We start from the raw sequence: 22797 nt of genomic DNA, 5'->3' as shown, positions 1-22797 counted from the left end.
GGGTGGGGTCGCTTCTTGCACAGGAATCCATCACACTTGAGATAATTGCTGGGTCCCCGCGATGTGTGACGTTCCATCTTGGTTCCTGGAGAAGGGGGGAGTCGGGCCATGAAACGGTATGCTGTGGGCTTTGGGGTCGGGCTGGTCGTTTTGGTGGGGTTGGGGGGATGGGTGTGGCACTGGCGCCCCCGGCAACCAGCGGCATTGTCGGCCGCGCCTTCACCTGCTTTGAGGGCGTTAACGCCTTTGGTGCGGCAGTCGCCTCCGGCGCGGCAGCGGGCGTTGACCCGGTTGAGCGCCCAAGGGCAGGGCGTTGAACGGCAGCGGGCGCGGTATCTGTTGGCGGTGGATGCCCTGGCGCAGGGGCAGCCGAAAACTGCCCTGGCGACTTTGGCGAATTTGGAGCGGGAGTATCCCCTGTTGGCGGCCCATGTTTTGGCCCAGGCTGCCCGCGCCTACGCGAAAAAGGGGGACCGGCAGGCGGCGCAGCGGCGGTGGCAGCAGATTGTTGCGCGTTACCCCCAGCAGGAGGTGGCGGCGGAAGCCCTGTTGGCCTTGGGACGCACTGCCGAAGCCATGAGCCGCTATCCTGCCCATCCCCAGGTGGTGGCCCAGGTGCAAAAGGCGTTAGCGCAGCAACCCAACAACCGGGAATTGCTGGTACATCTGGCACGGCACGGTTTGCATCTGCCCAACCTCACGGTGTATTTGGACCGTTTGGTCAACCTGTACCGCGGGCAACTCACGCCGGAGGAATGGCAGGCGATTGCCTTTGCCTATTGGGAAAAACAGCGCTATCTCAAGGCGGCTCAGGCCTATCTTCTGGCGCCCCTGACCCCGGAGCACCTCTACCGCGTGGCGCGGGGGCATCAGTTGGGGGGCAAAACCGAGGAGGCCATCGGCTATTACCAGGACCTCCTGCGGCAGTACAGCGAAACGCCCCAGGGTGTCCTAGCGTTGTACTATTTGTCCCTGTTGGCGCCGGCGCCCCAGCGGGATCAGTATTTCCAGCAGTTGCAGCAGCGGGATGGGGAACGGGCGGCGCGGGTGTTGTGGGAACGTCTCCTGCTGGGGGAACAGGGGGAATCGCCCCAACGGGTTAGCCAAATCCGCACCGAATTGCTCTCCCGCTATGCCCAGACCGAGGCGGCGGCGCGGTTGCGCTGGGAACTGGCGCAGGTGGAAGCCAAGCGCGGCAATCTGAGGCAGGCTATGCACTACGCCGAGGGGATTCTCCAGCACGGGGCCGAGAGTGCCGTGGCGCCCCAAGCAGGGTTTTGGCTGGGGGAATGGGCACAGCAGTTGGGGCAAAAAGAGCGGGCACAGGCGGCTTATACCCAGGTGGTGACCCGCTACCCGGATTCCTACTACGCCTGGCGGGCGGCGGTGCGGTTGGGCTGGCCGGTGGGGGATTTTCAGGGTGTTTTGCAAGCGCAGCCGGAGGTACAGACCCAGCGCGCTCCCTTTTCTTTGTGGAGTGGTTCTCCCACCCTGCAAGAACTGTACCATCTGGGGGAATATCGGGATGCTTGGGAGCAGTGGCAGTTGGAATTTCAGCAGCGGCAGCAGCCCACGTTGGCCGAACAGCTTACGGATGGCCTGATCCGGGTGGGTGTGGGGGAATACTTAGACGGGCTATTTATGCTGGCGACTTTAGAGCGGCGGGTGCAGAACGCCGCCGACCAACAGCAGTACCGGCAGGTGCAGCAGGAACCCACCTACTGGCAAGCGCTGTATCCTTTGGCCTACTGGCCGGAGGTACCGAGCGCGGCGGCGACCTATGGCCTCAATCCCCTGTTGGTGACGGCCCTCATCCGTCAGGAATCCCGTTTTGAAGCCGAGATCGTCTCCAGTGCCGGGGCGGTGGGGCTGATGCAGGTCTTGCCGGAAACGGGGGATTGGATTGCCGGTAAGTTGCGGCGTCCGCCGTTCCAACTGCACCGGCCCCAGGAGAATTTGCAGGCGGGCACCTGGTTTTTGCAGTACACGGATGGTTTATACGGCCACAACGCCCTGTTGGCGGTTGCCAGTTACAATGCCGGGCCGGGGAATGTGGACCAATGGTTGAAGCGGCAGCAGCCTCAGAATTGGGACCAGTTTGTGGAGGAAATTCCTTTTTTGGAAACGCGGGATTACGTGCGGCAGGTGTTCGGCAACTACTGGAACTATTTGCGGCTGTACAATCCTGCCATCTGTGCGCGGGTGAACCCCCATCTGTGTGTCTCGTGAAACAGCAGCGGTACTGGTTTTGGCGGGGTTATCGGGTGCGCTACTGCCACCAGGGGAGTACCTGCAACGGCGTCCCTCTGGTGTTTGTGCATGGGTTTGGAGCGGCCTTAGAACATTGGCGGTACAATGTACCGGTGCTGGGAGCACACCATCCGGTTTATGCCTTGGATTTGCTGGGGTTTGGGGATTCCCAGAAGGCGGCAGCCCAGTACGGTGTGCGTTTGTGGGTCGCCCAGGTCTATGAGTTTTGGCGGACGTTTATCGGCCAGCCTGTCTGTTTGGTGGGGCATTCCCTGGGGTCTTTGGTGAGTCTGACGGCGGCGGTGGCCCACCCGGAGATGGTGCGGGGGTTGGTTTTGCTGACGCTGCCCCAGGGACGCCCAAGGGGGCAACCGGCTTGGTTGTATGCCTGGTTGGGGGGGCTGGAGCGGTTGTTGATCCCGGTGGTGACCCTGCCGTTGTTTTACGGACTGCGGCAACCGGCGGTGATTCGCTGGGTATGCCGTTCCCAGGTGTACCACGACCCAACGGCGGTGAATGCGGAACTGGTGCAGATGTTTGCCCGTCCTGCCCAGGAGCCGGGTGCGGCCTTGACCCTATGCCGTATGGCACAAGCCAGCAGTCGTCCGGGGTATGCCCCCCGCGTGTCCCCGTTGTTGGCGGCCCTACAGGTGCCGGTGCTGTTGATTTGGGGGGAACACGACCGGTTGCTTCCCATCCGGCAGGGGCGGCGCTGGGCAGAACAGTTCCCGCACATTCGGTGGGTCACACTCCCAAGCGGCCATTGTCCCCAGGATGAAACGCCGTTGCAGGTCAATCAGTTGCTGGATGAATGGCTGAGACAGTGGCATACCGAGGTCTAAACAGCGGCTGGCGTTGGTATTCCCTGTAAGCGCGTGCTGATGAGGGGGCAATAGGTTGCAAAAAAAATTAAAATTGATACGCGCCACTCCCCCTGGTTAGGCAGGCGTTTTTTTTCTTAAAGGTGGGATTTCTGGCGATTGTGCTATTCTAAGAATTCACTGGGGGGCGTGGCGGAACGGTAGACGCTACGGACTTAAGCCATTGAGCCTTGCGGGAGAAATCCCACAAGTGAACGCTCTCAAATTCAGGGGAACCTAACTCCACAGGCGGTGGATATGGCAATCCTGAGCCAAGCCGAAGGGGCCAAAGCCGCTTCGGAAGGTGCAGAGACTCGACGGGAGCTACCCTAGCGACAGGTGGCGCTTGCTGCTGTCGTGGGTAAAGGGAGAGTCCAATTCTCCAGGGGTTTACCCCCCGGCGAAAGTCGGTGGAGAATGAAAATCCGTTGACCCTAAAGGTCGTGAGGGTTCAAATCCCTCCGCCCCCATCCCACCCAAAGACCGACACCCGCAGCAGCCACTTCCGCCAACACACTCACCAACCGATACCCTACGGCGGCAGTCAGGACCATTCCGGTTGGCACAACCCCACTCAAACTGGCGGTCAAGGTGGCCTCAAACACCCCCATTCCCCCTGGGGCTAAAGGGATGAGAAACCCCAGCAACCACGCCCACCCAAACGCCCCCCACAGGTGCGGCAATCGTCCCCAACTGAGGGGCAACCACGCCCCCAGCACCAGCACAAACCCCAGCCCGCGCAACCCCATAAAGCCCAAACACCCCAGCAACAGCGCCAAGGGATACCGACGAATGGGGGGCAAAGGCTGTCCCCTACGCCGCCCGACCCAAGCCACCACCCGGTTCAAACACCAGGGATGGATTCCCAGCAACACCGCCAGCAAAACCACCAACGGCCCCCACCACCCCCGCCACCAACTCGCCCCCAGGAGCAACGCCGCCGCCACCAGCAGCAGGGCTTCCAACAGGATGCTCAGCAGAACAATCGCCAGCGGAATACGGCGGGACTGGGCAGCCTGCAGCCGACCGTAGAAATGCCACACATTCCCAGGGATATATTTCGCCAAATTGGTACGCACATACAGGGGCACAGCCCAACGACTGGGCACCGGATGCCCCAGAAACCCCAGCATACGCCCCCACAGCCAACCCGCCCACAGATGCGCCCCTGTGGTCACCCCACCGGCTGCCCCCCACCAGGCCACTATCCAGGGCTGCCACGGCAGGTTTTGCACCTCCCCCCACGACTGGCGTAACTTTTGCCCCAAAAAGGCCAGCACCACCAACCAGGCCAGCCACCGCCAGAATTTCACCGCAGGCGCTGGAGTTGGGGCACCAGAGCTTGCAACGCCTTACCCCGGTGACTGACACGCTGTTTTTGCGCCGGGGTCATCTGGGCAAAGGTCAACCCCTCCGTCGGGACATAAAAAATCGGGTCATAGCCAAAGCCACCGCTGCCCCGCGGGGCAAACAGAATTTCCCCCCGACACACCCCTTGGGCCTGCGCCACAATTTCCCCCTGGGGATTGGCCACCGCCACCGCACAGACAAACTGCGCCCCCCGCTCCCGCTCATCCCCCAACTCAAACAACAACCGCTGAATGCGCTCGGCATCGGTACGGCCATAACGGGCGGAAAACACCCCCGGCGCCCCGTCCAAACTGTCCACCTCCAACCCGGAATCGTCCGCCAACACCCACGCCTGCAACGCCACAGCCGCCTGGGTTGCCTTTTGGCAGGCATTTTCCGCAAACGTCGCTCCTGTTTCTGCCAGCAGCAAATCCAGCGGGGGCAGCAAACAGTTCCAGTCCGACAAATAGGCGCGAATTTCCCGCACCTTACCGGGGTTGGTCGTCGCCACCACCAACTCAAAAGGGGGTCGCATACGCATCGCCGTCGCTGGGTTCGGCCGGCTCTACCGGCGCAGACAAACGGCGCGGCGCCGTCTCTTCGGCCACCAAGGGGGCGCCCACCTGGATCGGGAAAATGCGGGAGGCAGTCAATTCCGGGCGCGTGGTGCGGCTTCCCCCCGGCAAATCCGCCTTGACCATACCCAAGCGCCCTTCAATGAGCACCTGATCCCCGACTTTGAGCTGCTTAAACGTTTGCTCGGCCAAAGCGCCCCAGACCACCACCTTGAGCCGCCCCTGGGGGTCCTCAGGACGCAGCCCCGGAAACTGCACCAACATATCCATCACCGGCAGTTGATTGTCCGGCGTGTAGCGCAGTTGCGGCTCCTGCAAAATTTCCGCTTGGAGAATACACACATTCATCGCCTCAGTTCCACCCACGGCATTCTATCTCCAGTCTGGCACATTTCCGGTGCGCCACTTCAGACCACCCCCGCCACCACCTGCCGATACCAGGCCAACGTCGCCTGCAACCCTTCGCGTAAGGAAGTACGCGCCTGCCACCCCAACTGTTCCCGCACCCGCGTCACATCCAGGGCGCTGCGGCTAATTTCCCCCACCCGCGCCGGTAAAAATTGCGGCCTAATTTTGGTGGGAATCAGAGTTTGGATTAATTCATACAGGCTCAACACCGACGTTTCCTGCCCCGTGCCGATATTGAAAATAAAGGGTTCTGGCCGCCCCAAAATCTGCAAATTCACCTGGGCCACATCCGCCACATACACATAATCGCGCGTTTGCTGACCCGTTCCATAAATCACCGGTGTTTCCCCCCGCAACAAAGCCCGTATAAACGCTGCAATGACCCCTGCCTCACCCCTAATTCCCTGGCGTGGGCCGTACACATTCGCATAGCGCAAAATCCCATAGCACAACCCATGCGTCTCGTAATAAAAGCGCAGATAATGCTCCAGCGTCACCTTGGCAATCCCGTAGGGAGAAACCGGTTGCAACGGGTGGGTCTCCGGCGCCGGAATCTGTTGCAATTCCCCATAACACGCCCCCCCCGACGACGCGAAAATAAACTGTTTCACCCCCAAGCGCGCCGCCGCATCCAGCACATGCAACGAACCCAAAATATTGACCTGGGCATCGGCGACCGGCTGGGCCACCGACTGCCGCACATCAATCTGGGCGGCATGGTGACTGACCACCTCCGGTTGCCATTCCCGGAGAATCTCCTCGACGCGGGACGCATCCTGCAAATCCGCCCAATACACCCGGCTTTGGGGATGAACATAGGCAGGATTCCCGGCGACGAAATTGTCCAGAATCGCCACCTCATGCCCCGCTTGCACATAAATATCCTGCACCGCCGAGCCGATAAAACCCGCCCCACCCGTAATCAAAACCCGCATGTACCCAGCAGATACGGCAATCCGTAGCCTACCACACTAGCCCAGGCCCAATTCCTCCCGGACATTGGCTTCAATGGTCGCCACCTGCTCATCCGTCAACCCCAGTTCCCCCTGGAGTTCTAATAATTGCGCCCGTTCCTCCAGACCAATTTCCCCGTCATTTTCCAAACAGGCACGGAACATCAAAGCGTATTCATAAGCCGCCAACTCCGGGTCGTGACCGGGCGTTTGAAATCGCGCAATAATTTCCTGCGCCGTTTCGCGACTGACCCCGTATTTCTCCCGCAACTTATCCAACATTTCTAACTCCTTCTCCGAAGGCGTTTTGCCCCCCTTAAAACAGGCCTCGACCAACTTAGTAAATTTCTCAATCGCCCCATCGGGGGTCGCTTTGGGTTTCGCAGCGGGGGTGGGCGCAACTTTTGCAGGCGCAGCAGATGCCGGCGGCGTCACCCCTGGTTCAAACAGACGATAGTTCCGCACACAATTGCTAATAGCACTTTCGACCGCCTGATATTCCGGGTTATCCCGCCCCCCAGGGATCGTCTGTTCCAAAGTTTGCAAATAGCCCATCAATCGCTCATACAACGCCCGTTTGCTGTCGCGATTATTCGCCTGTTTGAGAATCTTTTGCACCCCATCATTGAGCAACTCCCGCGCCCGCCGATTTTGATCCGCCAACAGATAATCCCGCGCTTCGTCCCAATTGCTCCCCAAATTTAACGTCCGCTCTAAACCCGTAGCGCTATCGTGATAGGTCAATTTCACTTCCGTATAACCCGTTATTCGATTTTCTGTGACCGTGACCAGGTGAAAGATGCGCCCCAAAATCAGGTTTTCCTGCACCTGAATTTCCTCGGCCGAAGGCGGCATAATGTCCTGAAACTGGCGACTATTGCGGTGTGTATGCAGGGGATTGCGGTCCATCTGCGCCACCGTGCGATAAATGGTTCGCATCCGTTCCATCCCCTCAATCAACCGCAAGGGAAAAGCACCAATTTCCCGCACGAAATAGATGTGATGGGGGTCGTTGTAGGGACGAATATCCTTGTCCGTCAGCGTGGTGCTTTTGCGCAGCAAAGGCAATAGGGCCGCCACCGCAGGGTCGGTTGGTTTATTTCCCCCTTGAATCCCCACCAAGGTTTGCCGTTTTTCCGGACGGTCATCCCAACCCAAACGGGCCTGCTCCTGGCTAAACCGCAAAAAGGCTTCACTTTTTTCAAACGTGGTTTTCAACTGGGATTCCTGTTGCTCGAGGGTGGGATATTGAGCAATGAATTTTTCCGCGACAGAAACCTTTAACTGTTCGCTGGTGCTAAATTCATCAATCGCCCGGTTGATCAGCCGTTGATATAAATCCTGCTGCCGCAAATGCTCGAATTTATGCAAATCAAACAGACGACACCCCAGGCCATTCCAGATGTCTTGGCTCATAGATTGATAGACCATTTCCGCCCGGTTTGCCATCGTCTTTTGATAGATTTGGTCAATGTCCTGCGGGTCGTACAGCAAAATCCCATTCACTGTCAGCGTGCTGGTTTCACGGGTATATACCTGTTCCCGCTCCGCCAACTGCCGCCGCAGGTTTTCCAAATTCTTATCAAAATAATTCAGATCGCTGAGCAAACGTTGGGTTTCTTCCCGCAGGGCATCCAAAAGCGGCACCGCCAAAGCCCGGGCTTTCACTTCCACCTTGGAAACATAAATCGCCTCCAACGCCTGCATGATTGCATTGAAATCATCGTCAATAACTTTTTTGCGATTCAGCAGCATCATCTGGCGGGCGTGGTTGTCAATTTGTTTGAGCAGAATTTGCAGGGCTTGACTGGCCGAGCGCTCCCTGGGCAACCAATCTTTTTGCCGGGACTGGTCAAAGGTGGTGCGAAACTCTAACAGCACTTCCAACAACACTTCCAGGAATTGGCGCGTCCACTTGGGACCCCGAAACCGGTCTTCCACCATCTGCGCCACCGTTTCGCGCAATTCCTTCGTTTTTTGCGGAATGAGACGGTTGAGATTGTCCCACATTTTCTGGAAGTAATCGCTCCAGCGCCGCGGGTCGCTATCCGCATCGTTAAAATGCACCCGATATTTTTCCTCTTCCACCGAAATAAACCGCATTAAATTCTCAAAAGGAATGTTCAAATCGTTGCGTTTTTTGCGTAACCCGGCCACCCAATCGGCTACTTCCTTGCTGTAGGGTTTCATGTTGTCCCCCACGCTCAAACTGTCTAGCAATTGGTGGTTGGTTTCCGATTCCGCTAAGCCCAAATTAGGTAAAATTTCCGTTTTGATCACATCCCGCATAGCCGTCGGCGCCGGGGTGGGATTGCTCCACCAATCGACCAGGGCCACCGCCAACCGGGACGCACAGGCATTGAGCACCCGTTGCACGGGAAATTGGATGCTCGCCAAACCAAAGGCAATGTAGTTTTGGGGATAGCCCAGTGGGTCGGGACTCGCCCAGTGCTTGCGAATGTTGTCCCGCACCAACTTTTTGTACTGGCTAAACCCCGAAGAAAAATCCAAGAAAATATTTTGCGCCACCATTTCCAAAACCGATTCCAAGTTCGGCAAGGTGACTTTATCATTGCTGTTGCCCACCAAATAACAAAACCCAAAGGGCGTGTCTTGCGCATTTTGACTGCTAATTCGGTCGGCAATGTTGTTGCTGTATTGGGTTTCAAACCGGGTGTGGGGACGAGAATAGTGATTTAGTTCCATCAAGGCCGCATAGGCGTTGGCAATCACCCGGTCACCCAGGCCGGAAAACGCCCCTGGCAAGACCAAAAACGCACAGGTTTGCGGCAAATCGGAAGGCGGCACCCAGTCCCGCACATTATAAGCTACGTCCAAGACCATGCCGGAACCCGTACCGCCGCTGAGGGAACAAACGATAAACACATTTATCCCTTTGTCCAATTGCACGCCCCAGCGGTCCAGCATAAATTTCTCATGGCCGACAATCCGGGAACGGGCATTGGCAAAGGCCTGTTTGATGGTTTGGTAGTTCACCGTAAAGGCAAATTTACCCAGGGCGCGAATCTGCCCGGCTCCCGCCAAAATCGAGTCGGTTCCTGCCAGTTCCGGGGGAAACCATTCCTGCAGGTATTCGTAATCGGCAATGCGGTTCAAAATGGCTTTGGCATTGTCCACTTTGGCCCAGACTTGCTCTACCGGGCGCAGGGAAATATCCTGTTTCAAAACGGTTTGCGGCTCCGAAACCTTGGCGTTTTGTTCCGTATCGATATGCAAAAAAGAAACAATTGGTAGGGCATCCAGGCTGCCGTAGGTCTCCACAATCATGCGCCGGATTTTGATGATGACTTCCTTGCCTGTACCACCAAGACCGACGACAATGGTGGGGGTCATGCCGAGGTAGTCTGCCATAGGTCGCTAGGAGGGCACTTGGCCGTATTGTAGAGGATTCCGGTTGGTTTTGTCTGGTGGCTGGGCGAGCGCACGGCAACTTTTAGAATAGAAGCAGCAGGGGCAGAGGTAGGATGGAACGGGGCTGGCTGATTGGTGAATTGAGCACCCAGGCGGGGGTTTCGCCCCAGACCATTCGCTTTTACGAGCGGGAGGGGTTGCTGGCGCCCCCGGAACGCAATAAGAGTGGTTACCGCCTCTACCTGCCGGAATCGCTGCAACAACTGCTGTTTATCCAGCACAGCAAGCTGTTTGGCCTGACTTTGGAAGACATCAAACATCTGCTGGAGCTGCAACGTCAGGGGGTGAATCCCTGTGGCAGTTTTCGCCGTTTGGTGCAGGCGCGGCTCCACACGCTGGCCCAGCAGGCCCAGCAGTTGCAGGCGACCTGCCAAGCCATTACCCAACGGTTTGAACGGCTGGCAGCCCAATTGCCCCCCCAGGATGAGGCGGCTGAGGGGAGCCGTCCTCTGGGAGAATGGCTGTGTGCGGCGGTTCATCCTACGGCTGGCTCCCCCGGCGACCAGGGGCAGGCCTGCGCCCAAGTGCTCCAGCGTTACATGGCCGGGGAACGGCAGTTTCAGGGGTGCGACCTGGTGCGGGCGCATCTGGCAGGGGTGAACCTAAGTGGGGCGGATTTGAGTCGGGCGCAGTTGATGCTGGCGAATTTGGCGGAGGTGGTGCTGGCTGATAGCCGGCTTATCGGGGCCAATCTCACCGGGGCGGATGCCGTTGGCGGCTATTTCCACCGCTGCCAGATGATTGGGGCGATTTTGATCGGCACGGATTTGAGCGAAGCGGACTTGACGGCGGCGAATCTGGTGGGGGCGAATTTGGGGGGGGCCAATCTCACGGGCGCCAATTTGTCCCAGGCCAATCTTAGCGAGGCGCTGCTGATTGGGGCGAATTTACGGGGGAGCAATCTGGAGGGGGCGTCCCTGTGGGGGGCAAACCTCAGCGGGGCAGATTTGACCCAGGCGCGGCTTGACCCGGCCAGCCTCGCGACAGCCAATCTGTGGGGGACGACCCTCCCAGACGGCCAGGTGTATGCGCCGCAGTGGGGTTCCCTATGAGCGACGCCCAAGGCCAAGACATCGCCACCTGGGGGCAGCAGGGGGTGGCCTACCTGCAGCAAGGGGATAGGGCGGCGGCGCAGGCCTGGTGGTTGGAGGCCCTCACCGTTTTGCCCTCGGACCAAATCCAGGCGTTGGGCGAATGGCTGTGGCAACAGGCGGCGGCGCGACGGGATGCGGAACCCCAGGTCGCAGCAGAACTGTACCGGGCCGCCCAGGAATTGGCGCCCAACCTGGAACAATGGCTGACGGCGATCCAGTGGTTGGCAAGCCAGGGGGAATTGACGGCGGAGGAATTGGAGGCGTTGATGCAGACTTTAGCAACCCAGCGCCCGATTCCCATCAAACCCCTATACAAAACCCTGTTGGATGTGGTGTTCTATGTGGAATTTCAACCCCCGGTTGAGGCCTTCATCCACGCCTGCCGTCCCCATCTGCCGCCCAAAATCTACGCCAAGGCCCTCTATGTGAGCAGTCTGAATCTCCAGTGGCACAACGCCCTGGCCGTGCGGGAAAAATTGCTCCAGTTGGCCCTGGCGGCCGACCCGGAACATTTGCTTGCAATGGGCGCTTTGGTGACGCTTTACGGGGAAATCCACCAGCACGAGCGGGCCTTGCAACTGTGCGAGCGGCTCATGGCGGTTGCCGAGAGCCAATCCCTGGCAGCGCAGGCCTATGCCCGGCACTACCGGTTGCAGGCTTTGCTCACCGCAGGCGGCGTCTGTTGGTTCCAAGCCCTAGCCGAAACCCCCACCTACCGGCAACAGTTGCAGGCTCTGGCAGATGCGGATGCCGACCTTACCCCGGCGTTTCCTGCGTTGGGAGCCAAACTGTTTCACCTGCCCTTTTTCTTGCCCTACTTGCGGGATGAACCGGCGCAGGACCGCCCCTTGATCAACCGTCTGAGCACCCAAATTGGCCGCAGCTTGCGCCGCCAAACCCCGACGGTCACCCCTCGGGTTGGGGAGCGTCTGCGGGTGGGCTTTTTGTCCCTAACCCTGCGCCGCCATTCGGTCGGCTGGCTGGCCCGCACCTTTTTTCACCACTACGACCGGCAGCATTTGGAATTTTTCCTCTACTACATCGGCAATCCGCCGGATGCCCTGGGGCACCAGTGGTTTGTGGAAAAGTGTGACCATTACTTCTACCACCCCTACCCGGAATCGCTCGTTAAGCAAATTGCCGCCGATGGCATTCAGATTCTGGTGGACATGGACAGCTTGACCTTCAGCTCGGCCTGTGTGGTGTTGGCGCACAAACCCGCCCCGATTCAAGTGACCTGGTTGGGCTGGGATGCGACCGGCATGGATACCATTGACTATTTCATCGCCGACCCCTACGTTTTGCCCCCGGCAGCCGACGCCTATTACCAAGAAAAAATCTGGCGGCTGCCTGCGACTTATATTGCGGTGGATGGGTTTGAAATTGATGTGCCCACTCTGCGGCGAGAAGATTTGGGCATTGCCCCTACGGATATCATCTTCTACACGGCCCAAAGCGGTTATAAGCGCCATCCCGACAATGTGGATTGGCAATTGCGCATTTTGCAACAGGTTCCCAATAGCTACCTCTGCGTGAAATACATCTACGACGGCGAAGGCCTGTCCCAACAATTTCGCACCCAGGCCGAGCAGTTGGGCGTGGACCCCCGCCGGCTGCGCTTTCTCCCGCCGGTAGATAGCGAGTACGTCCATCGCGCCAATATGCAAACCCTGGCGGATGTCGTGCTCGACACCTACCCCTACAACGGCGCCACTACCACCCTAGAAACCCTGTGGCTGGGTATCCCCCTGGTTACCCGCGTCGGCCAACAGTTTGCCGCCCGCAATAGCTATGCCTTTCTCACCCAGTGCGGCATTACCGAAGGCATCGCCCATAGCGCCGAAGAATACATTGCCTGGGGGGTGCGCTTGGGTACGGATGCCGACTTGCGCCAAAACATCCGGCAGCGGTTGCTGGCCAGCCGTCGCACCTCCCCCCTCTGGCATGGACCCCAGTTTGTCCAGGAGTTGGGCAACGCCTTGCAGACCATGTGGCGCATCCACCAGGGCCTTTAAGCCTTAATTGCGGAGATTGCGCCCGAATACCTGCTTGCGGTCACCCGTGCGAACGCTTAGAGCCAGAGTTTGGTCACCCCGCCGTATCCGCATCTGCAGCCGTTGCCCCACCTTGCTTTGCTCCACCAACCGCTGGAGCTGATCCGCCGTGGTCACCTTTTGCCCTTCCACCTCGATAATCACATCCCCCCGCCGCAGCCCCGCTTCCGCCGCCGGACTGCCGGGCACAACCTGCCGAATCACCACCCCGTTGACTTCCGGCACCTGGGTCGTGCTGTTGGGGTCGCTGTTGATTTGGCGGGCCAATTCCGGGGTCAACGTACTCATTACTACCCCGATATAGGGATGGGGCACCGTTTTCCCCTCCGCCAAAATCGGGGTAATGGTCTTGGCCAAATCCACCGGAATTGCAAACCCGATCCCTTCAGCCCCCGCCCGAATCGCCGTATTAATCCCAATCACTTCCCCATTGGCATTGAGCAACGGCCCACCGGAATTGCCGGGGTTAATGGCCGCATCCGTCTGGATAAAATTCAACCGCTTGTCGGGAATTCCCACCTCCGAACTGGTGCGCCGCAAATTGCTGATGATCCCCAACGTCACCGTATTGTCCAGCCCCAAGGGATTGCCCACCGCAATCGCCCAGTCGCCCACCTGCACCTTGCTGGAATCCCCCAAAGGCGCTACCGGCAAATTCGGCGGCGGATTTTCCAGCTTCAACACCGCCAAATCCGTCACCTCATCCGTTCCCTGCACCCGCGCCGCCAACCGCCGCCCATCGGTCAGCGTCACACTCACTTTTTGCGCCCCTTCCACCACGTGGGCATTGGTAATGATCGTGCCATTTTTATCCACAATGAACCCGGAACCTTGGCCCCGCTCCGTGCGCTCCCGCGGCAGGCTAAAGCTATCCCCAAAAAACCGCCGGAAAAAGGGGTCGTCAAAAAAGGGGTCCAGCCCCAACGACACCGTGCGCTCCGTGTCAATCCGCACCACCGCCGGGCCGACTTTTTGCACCGCGGCCACCACAAAATTGCTGGCTTGCCTGCTGCTACTACCGGTCAGGGCCACCGGGGAACTGGCCACGACCTGGTCCAAGGGGTCGGCCTGCGAGGGCAAGGCATGAAACCCCACAACCGCCGCAATGACGCCTACCAACACTGCCAGAGCATGGGTCAACAGGTGAAACCAGGTTCTCGGTTGCATGCTTTTGCCCCTAATCCGCCGCCTGCTTCTCATGGTGGAACGACTCTTCATCTTATTCTACGCCCCTAGGAAATGACTGACTACGGGGGTGGGTGTTCCCCAGAATGCCCCGCAACACCGCTTTGGTCACCCCTGCTACGGTCATCCCGGGACGAATGGTCACCTGCACATCCGCCTGGGCGTACTGGGGCTGCCGTTGGGCGCACAACTGCTGCAACCGCCGGCGCAACCGTTCTGGGTCAGCGCTGTCATGTGCCAACAAAGGCCGGTCCTGCCGCTGCTGGAGCCGCTCCACCAACACCTCCACCGGGGCATCCAACCACACCACCACCCCATGATGCAAATAACTCCAATTAATCGGTTGGGTCACCACCCCGCCCCCTGTAGCCACCACCAAGCGGGTATGGCTTGCCACCTGGGCCAACACCTGGGATTCCAACCGCCGAAATTCCGCCTCCCCCACCTGGGCAAACAGTTCAGGAATCGTCCGCCCTGTCACTTGGCTGATGACCTGATCCGTATCGCAAAACCCGTACCCCAACTGCTTAGCCAAGCGTTTGCCCGTGGTCGTTTTGCCACAGCCCATCATCCCCACCAAAAACACCGTCACCCCGCCCAAGCGGGTCTGTACCTGGGCTGCCAAGGACGTGTCTGTCATCCCCCTTGCTGAATGACCACTGGTGCCTTTTCAGGCCAATCACCACTATGGTTGCTCAATATGTGCATCATGTGCATCTATGTGTAGTGCATCTATTTCTCCTGTAAGCGGGCTGGGGGGACAAAAAACGAAGCCACCTTCCCGAACAATCGCGCCAAAGATAAACGTACCAGACAGGAGTAGCCACAGGTGCCAGCCCCATCCGGGTAATTGACCCCTGAAACCAATCCGCCTTCACTCCAGACCAACATCCCAACAGCCACACCCTAGAAGCCCGGTGATCCCCACTGAAATAAATCGAAATAAAATAAAAATAGAGTTATACAGCTATTGCACGGAATCCCTTGCTGCTATGAGCCAACGCCGTAGTCGCATTGACCCCGCCCACATTCTATTTCGCACCGAGGAGTTGCTCCGGGATGCCCGGAACCGCTACGAGGTCACACACCAAGTCTCCCTGTGTGCCAAGCGGTGCCGTTACGAGGATATGGACGCCCTGGATGATCCCTTCAACAAACCGGTGATCCGGGCGATTATGGAAATGGCAGAGAAACTCAAACCGGAGTTGGTGGGAGACGGTCTGAACGAAGCAGCCTAGCCCCCAAGCAGCGATTAGCCAGAGATTTTTTATGTTGGCATTGAACCCGGTCTCCCTCTGACCGGTCTAACCCAGTAAGAGGATTGAGGACAGACGCAAAGCCGGGGTGGCAGAGCCATAACCGGCATTTTTTTTGTGAATCCTGGGGTCAGCGCAGTTTGCCAACCGTCCTACGAGATGCAGGACGTAGGGATAACCTTTCCCCCTTGGGTTGCCCATGCCCGACTGACCCAAAAGCAAGGCGTATGCCCGGTAATGCATCTTTTAACCCTCTTCTAAGGTCACGCCCAATTCCCGCAATTTCGCCGCCAAACGCTCTGCCCGTTGCCGTTCCTGTTCGGCCAAGCGTTGGGCCTGTTCGGCTCGTTGCCGTTCTTGCTCGGCTTGCTGTTGTGCTTGTTCAGCCCGTTGCCGTTCCTGTTCGGCCAACTGTTGCGCCTGTTGTGCTAGGCGTTGGGCCTGTTCTGCCTGTTGTTGCGCCGCCTCCTCCGGCAGGGGCACCAATTCCCCCTGGGGCGTGTACAGCCGCAGCCAAGCACAGGGGCCTTCGCGGTCAATGACCCCCTCCCACACCCCAAACCACAACCCCAACAGGTCACACCACAGCCATCCCCGTTCGTTTGGCACGATGGGCTGATACCCCACCCCCGGCTGCAATCGCCACCCCGCTAGGGATTCCGGCGCAAAGGGATCAAAAATGATGTAGTAGGGCGTGCGAAAAACCTGCTCGTACAGGTCCTTCTTGGCACCCCGATCCATCGCCGCTGTGCTGGGCGAAAGCAATTCCACAATCACATCGGGATAACGCCCGCCTTCTTCCCAAACCACCCAACCCTGGCGCTCGCGGGGGGGAACCCCCAACACCATCAGCACATCCGGCCCACGCACATCCCGCTTGATAGCCTGCTCCCGGCTGAAATACACAAACATATTCCCGCCAATGAACACGTCTGCACGGGATGAGAGGGCTTGTTGCGCTGAGCGAATCAGCACATTGATGGCAATCCGGTGGCGATTACTTTCCAAGGGTTCTCCGTCGTCAAAAACCAGGTCGTCCGGGGGCAAGGGCACATCCGGTGCCACCAAGTTTGCCATCGCAGCCAGCGCCGGATTCACCATACCATTCCCTCTGCAATTGATACCAAAAATGCCAAGGCCCTGCTCCAGACAAAAATTGCCCCTTAACTCCCATCGTAACCCCAGGCGGTTGGGAGTCGGTAAACCCTCAGAAATCGGGCTGCCTGCCCTGACCCCAGCGCTAAGGTCAAGCAAGCGTAACAACTGATCCAGCGTTCCACCGGTAAATTACGGAAAAATTTTAGATTGTGCTCCGTATACGGATAAACACTTAAGTATATTTGCTGAAATCCAGACAATACGGGCATTGGGACCAGGGCTAGGACAGTAGTTGTCGGTGTTTTGTTATAACATTATTCTTACAAAATAAGTATAATATAAACCTTGTAGTAAGGTATAATGTAGTACATAGGGGGTTTACAACTCCGATTGGAAGCGTTTACCATAATGACAAACCGTTGGATAACGATAAGTTGTTAAGATTTTTCACACAAAACTTAACAATGCGTTATACTACGGGTAGTGACGTTCCGTGTAAACACAGAAGGGGTCTAGAGCGATGGCAGGACAAGCATTTGTGGTGACCCACATACCCACCTTGTGGACGAAAATTCAGAACCAGCAGTTGTCGGGGCATTTGCAGTTGGGGGATAGTCGCCAGCGCTGGTCGGTGTACTTTTTGGGGGGACGTCTGTTGTTTGCCACGGGCGGGGCGCATCGGTATCGGCGGTGGCGGCGGTTGACGGCGCGGTTTGCCCCACAGGTGCAGGGGATACAGGGTTCGCCGGAGGCGCCTTGGGAGTACGAGGTGTTGGTGCAGGCGGTGGCCGCCCAAAAGATTACCCGCGAGCAGGCGCAACAAGTGATTCGGGGGGCGGTGACGGAGGTATTTTTTGGTTTGGCGCAGGCGGCAACCCTGGCGCAGATGGGTGTGGGGCAGGTGCGCGGTTATTGGGACCAGGACTTTCGTCTGCCGGGGGAGCTGTTGTTGTTGGTGGCCAGTGAAGAATGGCAGCGGGTGGAGCAATGGTGGCAGCAGTGGCAACAGGTGGGGTTGCGGGCCACGTCTCCGGATATGGCGCCCCAGTTCCAAGAAAAGCGTCGTCTGGAGGAACGGGTGAATCCCCAGACGTTTCTCACCCTGTCGCGGCTGTGTGATGGAGAGCACACCTTTTGGGACTTGGCAATCGAGACGGGAGCGGAGTTGCCCCAGGTGGGCCAGTCGCTGTTGGGGTTGGTGCGGGAGGGGTATTTCCGTTTGCAAACCCTGCCGGATTTGACCCCGCCGGAGCCGCAGGAGTCGGCACCGAAACCGGTTGTGGCCTGTGTGGATGACAGTCCGGCCTGTTTACAGCAGGTGGTGAAGGCGTTGGGGGACCAATTTAATCTGGTGACGATCGAAGACCCGTTGCGGGGGTTGGGGACGTTGATTCAATCCCGCCCGCAGTTGATTTTCCTGGACTGGTTGTTCCCGCAGGTCAATGGGTTGGAAATCTGTTCTCTGCTGCGCAAATCGCCCATTCTCAAAAACACGCCGATTGTCCTGCTGACGGCCAATGGGGGGCTGTTGGACCGGGCGCGGGCGCGGTTGGCCGGCGCCAACGAGGTGATGGAAAAACCGGCGACGCCAGAGCAATTGCGGGCGATAGCCGCGCGGTATTTGGCTCCGGCCTTGGCTGCAGCGTAAAATGATCCGCCGGGGGTCATGCGAGGCAGTGGCGTGGGTGACGGGGACGCGCAATCTCCGTAAAAATACGGAAGTGTGGCCAACGCCGTCCTGGTGGGTGTGGCGGGGGTTGTTGCTCCTGCCGGTACTTTGGTTGGGCTTATTTTTCGTGCTGCCTTTGGGGGTGCTGGTGGTCTATAGTTTCCTCACCCACCAGGGCTATGGGAATGTGCTGTGGCGCTGGACCGGGGAAAACTATGCGCGGTTGGTCAACCCGGTGTATGGGGAAATTTTTTTGCGGTCGGTGGGTCTGGCGCTGGGAACGACGCTGGTCTGTCTGGTGCTGGGTTATCCTTTGGCGCTGTGGCTGGTGTGTTTGCCCCGCCGTTGGCGTACCGGGTTTTTGTTGTTGGTCATCATTCCCTTTTGGACGAATTTTTTGGTGCGCACCTATGCCTGGATGGTGCTGTTGGGCCAGCGGGGGGTGATTAATTCCCTGCTCTTGGCAATGGGAATAATTAAGGAGCCGTTGAACCTGTTGTTTACCCCGTTGGCGGTCTGGATTGGGTTGGTGTATGGGTATCTACCGTTTATGGTTTTACCCCTGTATAGTACCTTGGATAAGTTTGATTTCAATCTCGTGTTGGCAGCGCAGGATTTGGGTGCGAATTTTTGGCAAGTGCTTTATCGGGTATTGATTCCCCTAAGCGCGCGGGGTATTGGGGTGGGCTGTTTGTTAGTGTTTATTCCGTCAGTGGGCGCGTTTGTAACTCCTGATATTTTGGGGGGGGCCAAGAGTTTGATGATTGGCAATGTGATCCAAAATCAGTTTCTCAAAACCTTGGATTGGCCCTTGGGATCAGCCCTATCGGTTACCTTGATGGGCTTAATTTTATTGCCCATTGTGATTTACATGGCCTTGCTGAATCATTCGGAACAGAGATCGTACTGATTGGGGTTCTGTAGCTAAGCATACAAAGATTGACATGCTATGGGTCGCTGGGCGTAACCCCACAATGGCGTAGCCGTGAATCTTAAGGCGACAACCTTAACCTACCTAGCTATAGGAGGCTTTGGGTGGCATGAATCCCCAGTTCCCGCGCTAAAGGGGTTCTAAAAATACTCCAGAAATAAACACTCCCCAAACAGAGGAGAATCAGCATTCCCAGTGGGAGCAACAGCCGGCGGCCTTGGTGGGCGGGTCTGCCCAGAATGGTGATTGGTGCACACCGTTTGGCTTGGGCACAAAAAAACCCCTCTCCGGGGGAAAGGGGTTCGTCACAGACAGGAAATTTAGGCAGCCACCAGTTTGCGGGTGACGGCTTTCAACTCCCCTTTGGCGTACTTGGCCGCGTATTCTTCACAGCTCATTTGCTTGATTTTGCTGGCATTGCCCGCCGTCCAGAACTGTTGGTAGCGGTCGGCGCACACCTTTTGCATGTATTTGATCGAGGGCTTCAAGAAGTAGCGGGGGTCAAACTCTTTGGGGTCTTTGGCCAGGGCTTCCCGCACGGCAGCCGTAATCGCCAAGCGGTTGTCCGTGTCAATATTCACCTTGCGGACGCCGTTTTTGATCCCGCGTTGGATTTCTTCGACAGGCACCCCGTAGGTTTCCGGGATGCTGCCCCCGTAGGCGTTGATCAGGTCAATCAATTCCTTGGGCACCGAGGAAGAACCATGCATGACCAGGTGGGTGTTGGGCAGACGGCGGTGCAGTTCTTCGATGCGGTCCATCCGCAGGATTTCCCCTTCCGGTTTGCGGCTGAATTTGTAGGCCCCGTGACTGGTGCCAATCGCCACCGCCAGCGCATCCACGTCGGTTTTTTCCACAAAATCCACCGCCTGATCCGGGTCGGTCAAGAGTTGGTCGTGAGACAGTTTCCCTTCGGCCCCATGACCGTCTTCCGCTTCGCCCATGCCGGTTTCCAGGGAACCCAGACAGCCCAGTTCCCCTTCCACACTCACGCCAATCGCATGGGCCACCTTCACCACTTCCGCCGTGACCGCCACGTTGTATTCATAGCTGGCCGGGGTCTTGGCATCTTCCAGAAGAGAGCCGTCCATCATCACGCTGGTAAACCCGTTGCGGATGGCGGAATAGCAGGTGGCGGGGCTGTTGCCGTGGTCCTGGTGCATGGCGACGGGAATGTGGGGGTAGGTTTCCACCGCCGCCAGAATCAAATGGCGCAGGAAATGCTCCCCAGCATATTTGCGCGCGCCCCGCGACGCCTGCAAAATCACCGGGCTGTCGGTCTCATGGGCAGCCTGCATGATCGCCTGGATTTGCTCCATGTTGTTGACGTTAAAAGCAGGAATGCCATAGCCATGTTCGGCGGCATGATCCAGCAGTAGCCGCATGGGAACCAGTGCCATAATCTCCTCCTAATGCTTGGTGCAAACCGATGGTCTTCACATTATTTTTAACATCTTCTGCCGCCGGTGGGGAAATTTCCTTTGCTCAGGGGGTCGGTTGTTGCCATTGGGCCAGGTCGGTTAAGACCTGCTGGGCGTGGGTTTCCGGTTTCACCTGGCGGTAGATGTGGACGATTTTGCCCTGGGGATCAAGGATAAAGGTATGGCGCAATACACCTTCGTAGGTTTTGCCCATGAATTTTTTGGGGCCATAACTGCCATAGGTTCGGGCCACCTGTCCCTCGGTATCGGCCAGGAGTAAAAAGGGTAAGTTGTACTTACGGATGAATTTGGCGTGACTGGCGACGGAATCGGGACTGATGCCCAGGATGACCGCCTGCGCCTGTTGGAATTGGTCATAGGCATCCCGAAACCCGCAGGCTTCCTTGGTACAGCCGGGGGTGTTGTCGCGGGGATAGAAGTACAGCACCACCCATTGCCCCCGAAATTGGGCCAGGCTGACGGGTTGGCCGTTGCTGCCAGGCAGGGTAAAGGGGGGCGCAGGTTGGCCGATGGCTAGGAGGTCATTCATGGCCGTTTGGAGATGGTGCAGAGGTACTGCCGATTTTCCGGTTGTGGCCATAGGGGTTCGGACTCAGCCCACGGTTGCGGGTGGCTTGCACCTGGTCTAACACGGCATGCCCGGTAGAAACAGTTGACAGAACGGGGAATCGGACGGGCGGGCAGAATCCAATTCGTGGGGTCTAGGGATTCGCGGGGGAGACCTCCATCCTGGGCCAGTGCCGAAGACGGCCAGCTTAAAGCGGCACAACCGATGACCAGACTGAGAAGCCGTCGCACGGCCAGTCACCCCAAAAGTAGGAACCTTTAGGATTGTAGGGTGCGGGTTGGCAGCAAGGCAAATCCCCTAGGCCCTATTGACACCTTTGGTACACTAAACACAGAAACTTTTAGCTTACACAGTGGCTCATTGACAACAATAATCTCATGCCAATTGTGATGGGTAAAAATTCATGGAATGTCTTTATGTTTTGGTCTTAAATGCCGGTTCCAGCAGCCAAAAAAGTTGTCTTTATCAATTGCCGGGCGAGGGCTTACCGGAGCATCCCCCAACGCCCCTGTGGCAAGCCCATATTGATTGGACGAAAATTCCGGGGCAGGCGGCCATCAAAATTAAAGCAAACCAGCGCACGCACACCCAGGAAATGCCGCTTACCTCTCGCCCTGCGGTCATGCGTTCAGTGCTGCATACCCTCATCGCTGGGGAATTGGCGGTGCTCGAAAATTTCTCACAAATTAGCATCGCCGGGCATCGCATCGTGCATGGGGGAACCAAATATCATTTACCCACCCTAATTACTCCTGAAGTTAAACAAGATATTGCGGATTTCATTCCCCTTGCCCCTGCCCATCACCCCGCCCATTTGGAAGGCATTACGGTTCTGGAAGAATTGCTGCCCGATTGCCGCCAAATTGCGGTTTTTGATACGGCTTTTCACCATGATTTACCCCTGGCGGCCCAGGTGTATCCCATCCCCTACCAATGGTATGAAAAAGGGATTCGCCGCTATGGATTTCACGGCATTAACCACGAATACTGCGCCCACCGCGCCGCGCAACTTTTGGGGCGACCCTTGGCGGAACTAAAACTGGTTTGCTGCCATTTAGGCAATGGGGCTTCCCTGTGTGCAATTGCCGGGGGGAAAAGTGTGGATACCACGATGGGTTTTACGCCCCTAGAAGGGTTGATGATGGGCAGTCGTTCGGGTTCGATTGACCCCGGCATTATCCTGCATTGGCTACGCCGTGAATCCCTCAGTGCGGAGCAAATCGGCCATCTTTTGAATCAGGAATCCGGGTTAAAAGGGGTATCGCAACTTTCCGGGGATATGCGGCAGATTTTAGAGGCCAGATCGCAGGGGCATCCGGGAGCAACATTGGCGTTTGATGTGTATATCCATCGCTTAACCCAATGCGTGGGGGCCATGGTGGCAAGTTTGGGTGGTTGCGATGCCCTGATTTTCACCGGTGGCATCGGGGAAAATGCGGCACCGGTGCGCGCTGAATTGTGTCACCGATTGCGGTTTTTGGGCGTGGATTGTGACCCGGAAAAAAATCAAATGCAGGGCGCAGACCGGGAGATTAGCACCCCCCATGCGGCGGTTCGGGTTTGGGTGATTGCGGCGGAGGAAGATTGGGCAATTGCGCAAGCCTGTTGGCGATTGCAGCAAGCCGGTCGCTGACCCCGTTTCCCCTAGTCATACGGTTTTGGGGAAAGACTG

At 57.7% G+C, this 22797-nt stretch carries 18 protein-coding genes and 1 pseudogene; 8 read left to right on the top strand and 11 right to left on the bottom strand.

Going from position 1 to position 22797, the window contains the following annotated elements:
* Window positions 1–108: 108 nt before the first annotated feature.
* Together ACWISF_RS05115 and ACWISF_RS05110 are read left to right on the top strand one after the other, a co-directional pair.
* A complete protein-coding gene (locus ACWISF_RS05115; protein WP_448380516.1) occupies window positions 109–2229 on the top strand; it encodes a lytic transglycosylase domain-containing protein in 2121 nt (706 codons plus the stop codon).
* A complete protein-coding gene (locus ACWISF_RS05110; protein ID WP_448380515.1) occupies window positions 2217–3092 on the top strand; it encodes an alpha/beta fold hydrolase in 876 nt (291 codons plus the stop codon). The genes ACWISF_RS05115 and ACWISF_RS05110 overlap by 13 nt, the downstream gene beginning before the upstream one ends.
* A 452-nt stretch (window positions 3093–3544) precedes the next feature.
* On the opposite strand, the gene ACWISF_RS05105 is transcribed toward ACWISF_RS05110, so the two are convergent.
* Genes ACWISF_RS05105 through ACWISF_RS05085 form a run of 5 tightly spaced genes read right to left on the bottom strand, consistent with a single transcriptional unit; the run spans window position 3545 to window position 9768 of the window.
* Window positions 3545–4423 (bottom strand): UPF0104 family protein, encoded by an 879-nt coding sequence (locus ACWISF_RS05105; protein WP_448380514.1) that lies wholly within the window; start codon window positions 4421–4423, stop codon window positions 3545–3547.
* On the bottom strand, window positions 4420–4995 hold the full coding sequence (gene rdgB, locus ACWISF_RS05100) for an RdgB/HAM1 family non-canonical purine NTP pyrophosphatase (RefSeq protein WP_448380513.1): 576 nt from the start codon (window positions 4993–4995) through the stop codon (window positions 4420–4422). Before rdgB ends, ACWISF_RS05105 begins: the two co-directional genes overlap by 4 nt.
* Window positions 4979–5401, bottom strand: a complete 423-nt coding sequence (locus ACWISF_RS05095) for a single-stranded DNA-binding protein (protein WP_448380512.1) — start codon at window positions 5399–5401, stop codon at window positions 4979–4981. The genes rdgB and ACWISF_RS05095 overlap by 17 nt, the downstream gene beginning before the upstream one ends.
* Window positions 5402–5442: 41 nt before the next feature.
* Window positions 5443–6378, bottom strand: coding sequence for an NAD-dependent epimerase/dehydratase family protein (locus tag ACWISF_RS05090; RefSeq protein ID WP_448380511.1), 936 nt, complete (start codon window positions 6376–6378; stop codon window positions 5443–5445).
* Window positions 6379–6414: 36 nt separating this feature from the next.
* Window positions 6415–9768 (bottom strand): tubulin-like doman-containing protein, encoded by a 3354-nt coding sequence (locus ACWISF_RS05085; protein ID WP_448380510.1) that lies wholly within the window; start codon window positions 9766–9768, stop codon window positions 6415–6417.
* Between the two features lie 113 nt (window positions 9769–9881).
* Between ACWISF_RS05085 and ACWISF_RS05080 the strand changes: the two genes are divergently transcribed.
* Window positions 9882–10880 carry a pentapeptide repeat-containing protein gene (locus tag ACWISF_RS05080; RefSeq protein ID WP_448380509.1) on the top strand — a complete coding sequence of 333 codons (999 nt, stop codon included), beginning with the start codon at window positions 9882–9884 and terminating at the stop codon, window positions 10878–10880.
* Window positions 10877–12937, top strand: coding sequence for an O-linked N-acetylglucosamine transferase, SPINDLY family protein (locus ACWISF_RS05075; RefSeq protein ID WP_448380508.1), 2061 nt, complete (start codon window positions 10877–10879; stop codon window positions 12935–12937). The genes ACWISF_RS05080 and ACWISF_RS05075 overlap by 4 nt, the downstream gene beginning before the upstream one ends.
* A 3-nt stretch (window positions 12938–12940) precedes the next feature.
* On the opposite strand, the gene ACWISF_RS05070 is transcribed toward ACWISF_RS05075, so the two are convergent.
* Both ACWISF_RS05070 and ACWISF_RS05065 read right to left on the bottom strand, forming a co-directional pair.
* Window positions 12941–14143, bottom strand: coding sequence for an HhoA/HhoB/HtrA family serine endopeptidase (locus ACWISF_RS05070; RefSeq protein ID WP_448380507.1), 1203 nt, complete (start codon window positions 14141–14143; stop codon window positions 12941–12943).
* A gap of 52 nt (window positions 14144–14195) precedes the next feature.
* Window positions 14196–14801 (bottom strand): shikimate kinase, encoded by a 606-nt coding sequence (locus tag ACWISF_RS05065; RefSeq protein ID WP_448380506.1) that lies wholly within the window; start codon window positions 14799–14801, stop codon window positions 14196–14198.
* A 352-nt stretch (window positions 14802–15153) separates the two neighbouring features.
* Between ACWISF_RS05065 and ACWISF_RS05060 the strand changes: the two genes are divergently transcribed.
* The gene (locus ACWISF_RS05060) at window positions 15154–15399 is read left to right on the top strand and encodes a DNA-directed RNA polymerase subunit omega (protein ID WP_448380505.1); all 246 of its coding nucleotides are present in this window, start codon (window positions 15154–15156) and stop codon (window positions 15397–15399) included.
* Between the two features lie 264 nt (window positions 15400–15663).
* On the opposite strand, the gene ACWISF_RS05055 is transcribed toward ACWISF_RS05060, so the two are convergent.
* The gene (locus tag ACWISF_RS05055) at window positions 15664–16518 is read right to left on the bottom strand and encodes a Uma2 family endonuclease (protein WP_448380504.1); all 855 of its coding nucleotides are present in this window, start codon (window positions 16516–16518) and stop codon (window positions 15664–15666) included.
* 517 nt (window positions 16519–17035) lie between these two features.
* Between ACWISF_RS05055 and ACWISF_RS05050 the strand changes: the two genes are divergently transcribed.
* Window positions 17036–18163, top strand: coding sequence for a response regulator (locus ACWISF_RS05050; protein ID WP_448380503.1), 1128 nt, complete (start codon window positions 17036–17038; stop codon window positions 18161–18163).
* A 37-nt stretch (window positions 18164–18200) separates the two neighbouring features.
* Entirely contained in the window at window positions 18201–19094 is an 894-nt protein-coding gene (locus ACWISF_RS05045; protein WP_448380502.1) for an ABC transporter permease, read from the top strand.
* A gap of 112 nt (window positions 19095–19206) precedes the next feature.
* Here the strand turns inward: ACWISF_RS05045 and ACWISF_RS05040 are convergent.
* The 3 genes and pseudogenes from ACWISF_RS05040 to bcp all read right to left on the bottom strand — a co-directional run.
* Window positions 19207–19362 (bottom strand): annotated as a pseudogene (locus ACWISF_RS05040) (L-lactate MFS transporter); the annotation flags it as partial.
* A 73-nt stretch (window positions 19363–19435) separates the two neighbouring features.
* Window positions 19436–20515, bottom strand: coding sequence for a class II fructose-bisphosphate aldolase (gene fba, locus ACWISF_RS05035; protein WP_448380501.1), 1080 nt, complete (start codon window positions 20513–20515; stop codon window positions 19436–19438).
* Between the two features lie 85 nt (window positions 20516–20600).
* Window positions 20601–21086 (bottom strand): thioredoxin-dependent thiol peroxidase, encoded by a 486-nt coding sequence (bcp, locus tag ACWISF_RS05030; protein WP_448380552.1) that lies wholly within the window; start codon window positions 21084–21086, stop codon window positions 20601–20603.
* 442 nt (window positions 21087–21528) lie between these two features.
* On the opposite strand from bcp, the gene ACWISF_RS05025 reads away from it, so the two are divergent.
* Window positions 21529–22758 carry an acetate/propionate family kinase gene (locus ACWISF_RS05025; RefSeq protein WP_448380500.1) on the top strand — a complete coding sequence of 410 codons (1230 nt, stop codon included), beginning with the start codon at window positions 21529–21531 and terminating at the stop codon, window positions 22756–22758.
* Window positions 22759–22797 lie beyond the last annotated feature (39 nt).

The organism is Gloeomargarita sp. (assembly GCF_053491055.1).
The sequence above is the reverse complement of the archived record's forward strand: the minus strand, read 5'-3'. Positions and strand labels throughout refer to the sequence as shown.